Source organism: Myroides sp. LoEW2-1 (genome assembly GCF_009767705.1).
Classification (GTDB): Bacteria; Bacteroidota; Bacteroidia; order Flavobacteriales; family Flavobacteriaceae; genus Flavobacterium; species Flavobacterium album_A.
Window position 1 is genome coordinate 1 of record NZ_WSPP01000156.1, and the last position, 3237, is coordinate 3237.

Genomic DNA, 3237 nt, shown 5'->3' on the forward strand with positions numbered 1-3237 from the left:
ATGTTAATGCTTTATTTTATAACAATCAAATAATTTTAATTTCTACAGCGCAAGGTGTTTTTGATGCTGTGTATTAAAAGGGAGAGTTCATCTTGTTTTATTTATTTAATTTTGCGTTACTTAAAATAAGTAAAGTAAGCGATGAAATTTGAAAAGCAATATAGTTTAAAGCGACATATCGAGGATTATCGAAAAGGCAAACGGGGGAAATACGTATTTTTTTGGGGACATCAAAAGAGCAAGAGCGGTTTGATTACCTCTTCGTGTTTTAGTCAATGGTGGTCTTCTCCGTTTGCAGTTGATGGACAAGTGTATGTTTCTACAGAACATTGGATGATGGCACAGAAAGCTTTACTATTTAACGATGTTGAGATATACAACCGCATTATGCAGGCGAAAAGTCCTATGGAGATGAAGGCCTTAGGTAGAGAAGTAAAAGGCTTTAAGGAAGATGTCTGGGTAGAGAATCGCTACGCGATTGTCGTTGAAGGCAATTATCACAAATTCAATCAGAATGCAGATTTGAAGGAGTTCTTACTCAATACCATAAATAGAATACTGGTAGAGGCAAGCCCTGTGGATACCATTTGGGGAGTCGGTTTAGCTGCTGATAATGAGAAAATCAATAACCCAATGCAGTGGAATGGACTGAATCTCTTGGGTTTTGCTTTAATGGAGGTAAGGTATTTATTAGCAGGAGAATAGTTTACCCCTCGGCTTCACATTAGTTTAAAACTCATAGGTAGTTTTGCGTTATAGCATTACTTGCTTTGCGATAAAAAGAAAACGCTTTGGCATTGCCAAAGCGTTTCTCTTTAATTTGTCATTTGTTTTTGCTCATGTTTATTTCTTATTAATTTCCATGCAATGAGCGTAATAATAGGCACAATAATCCAGAACAAATCTATCAATAGGATATCGTGATACCCGTTTTTCCAATTGTCCCAAAACCATGAACCTGTCACAATACCATTGACCAGAGGTATAATAAGTCCAATGATACTACCTAATAAAAGGCAATCTCGATTGGTTTTATAAATGCTCTTACGTGCAGATAGCAGTATTGAAGCTATGAGCCAGCTCCAAAAATAGAAAGAATATATATATTCTTGACCTGCATTTGGATTTATTTTTACTGCGATGAAACTTAAAGCTGTAATTGGATACATCGATAAGCAAATTGCCATATATATGTTTGCCAGCCAAAAGTTAAATTTACGCTTGCGTTCTGGTACATTTTTTTTATCTCTTGCTACAAGCCAAATCAGTACTCCCGATAGGATGACAATACATCCAGCAATACCTACTAAGAAGTAAGCGATACGAGTGGCATATCCTCCAAATGCGCCAAAATGCAATTCGTATATAATATTGGCAAAGGTATAACCATATCCTGGTGCTTTGTTGGGATTGCTAATTTCTTGTTGCTCACCGGTGGCTACTTCGTATATGATTTCTCCTTGACTGTGAAAGCGCTTTTCTCTTGGAGCATTACCTGTAATTCGCACAGTCATTCCTTGGTCTCCATAATTGGTTACTTGAACCATTGATAGGATAGCGCCGTCCCATTTTTGGATTGTCTTATCTACATAGTAGTTTAAGTCAACTTCTTTGCCTAAAGGCTTATTTTGAAATACAATTTCCTTGCTTTGTGATCTTCTGTAGCTGGCCTCTTCTTGTAGTTTTTGATTATCCCCTTGGTAACCGATTAGCGCTACGCTATTCATGATGATATAGTAGTTCATCAGAAAGTAACAGCCAGTAACAGCAAAGATTAGCTGAAATGGGAAGGAAATAACTCCTAAGGCAGTGTGTAGGTCAGTCCACACCGTTTTTATTTTTTCCCAAGGTCTAAAGATGTAAAAGTTTGATACTATTTTTTGCCAATGTACTAATAGACCTGTAATAAGGGCAAATAAAAAGGCAAACGAAACAAACCCCGCAATCATATAGCCAATAGGCCATCCCATGAAATTACCTAAGGAGTTTACCTGCGCAAAAAAATGTAGACGGTATAAGAACTCTCCTAAGGCATATCCTTCACTGTAACTTTTTAGTTCAAGTGATTCTGGATCCAAACTGCCAAAACTTCTTTCTTTAGCTTTGGGGTTTAGCGAATCTTGAGTTGCTTGAATATTCAGGCCTACTGCTCTTGTTTTTTGCGAAAGTCTAAAAGATACACTTCTTCCGTATAACCCATACTGTGTATCAATGGAATCTAAGATTGTTTCGTAGTCTATTGTTGTGGCTGAATATTGTTTTTTAGGAGCATTATTTTGCCAACTGTTTATTTCATTTTTAAAAAAGGCAAATGAGCCTGCAAAAAAGAATATATATAATATTACTGTAATGATAATTCCACTGATTGTATGTAGGTGAAAATATCGATTGTAGTTTTTTACGTTCATGGTTTTTTTGATAGTATTGTGTAATGTAGTCTGTCTTAAAGTAAATAGGGTAGGTAAAACAACAAGCTCAGACCTAAGTAGATCCCCCATACTTTTAAGCCATTGTCAAACAAGAAGGCTACGACAAATAGAGATGCCCATATAATATATGCTGTGACAAACATTGTGGTATAAACAACTTCTTTATTAAAAAAATACATGAAGAACAAGTGTAGGGTAACGGTGAGTAAAAGCCCTCCGATTAATCCCGCGGTAATCTTTAAAAACCTTTGTAAGATTGAGGTTTCTAAGTGTTTTTTATTTGCTGGCATGACAAGTGATTAGAATATAACTACTTCAAAAAAAAGACATAACCCTACTATAGATGCAATGTGTTTGGTTTTAATAGCGATAGTTGGGTAGAGTGATAAAATGGCTATACCTATAAACATCAGATAGACGAAATAGGTAAATGCCCCAATAGCAAAGCCATCTAAGCGTATTTCTAAAACAAAACTAATTGCTAATAAACTATAAGCTAATATAGTGGCTATCTTTTTGTTATTTCTTATCCAATTTGTTAGAGCACATTGCTTTTCGAACTTTACTTTTTTCGATGTATTGTAAAGCATAAAAAAACCAAATGCAATAATAGTAAATAGTACAGTATGCATCTTATTTAGATTAATTAAAAACAAAAGTACTCAATATTTCTATTCTACAATAAGAAATAATGATAAAATTTACTTGATAAAGTAATAATAATATAAAGATGACAAAAAATGGCCTTGAATTTGTACTGTAAATTTTAACACGATAGGGTATAAAAAAGTGTAATATAGTGTATTGT

General features: G+C 34.6%; 3 protein-coding genes. 1 reads left to right on the top strand and 2 read right to left on the bottom strand.

Annotated features, from left to right (window positions below):
• The first annotated feature begins 141 nt into the window (after positions 1-141).
• Positions 142-705, top strand: coding sequence for an NADAR family protein (locus GOQ24_RS09455; protein WP_160339558.1), 564 nt, complete (start codon positions 142-144; stop codon positions 703-705).
• A 110-nt stretch (positions 706-815) separates the two neighbouring features.
• On the opposite strand, the gene GOQ24_RS09460 is transcribed toward GOQ24_RS09455, so the two are convergent.
• Together GOQ24_RS09460 and GOQ24_RS09465 are read right to left on the bottom strand one after the other, a co-directional pair.
• Positions 816-2498, bottom strand: a complete 1683-nt coding sequence (locus GOQ24_RS09460) for a PepSY-associated TM helix domain-containing protein (protein ID WP_243731265.1) — start codon at positions 2496-2498, stop codon at positions 816-818.
• 230 nt (positions 2499-2728) lie between these two features.
• A complete protein-coding gene (locus tag GOQ24_RS09465) occupies positions 2729-3061 on the bottom strand; it encodes a hypothetical protein (protein WP_230381527.1) in 333 nt (110 codons plus the stop codon).
• Positions 3062-3237: the final 176 nt, after the last annotated feature.

What these genes read in the sequence shown, in the direction of transcription:
- GOQ24_RS09465 (WP_230381527.1), bottom strand. Translation starts at nt 3,061, where the DNA reads ATGCATACTGTACTATTTACTATTATTGCATTTGGTTTTTTTATGCTT.
- GOQ24_RS09460 (WP_243731265.1), bottom strand. Translation starts at nt 2,498, where the DNA reads ATGGGGGATCTACTTAGGTCTGAGCTTGTTGTTTTACCTACCCTATTT.
- GOQ24_RS09455 (WP_160339558.1), top strand. Translation starts at nt 142, where the DNA reads ATGAAATTTGAAAAGCAATATAGTTTAAAGCGACATATCGAGGATTAT.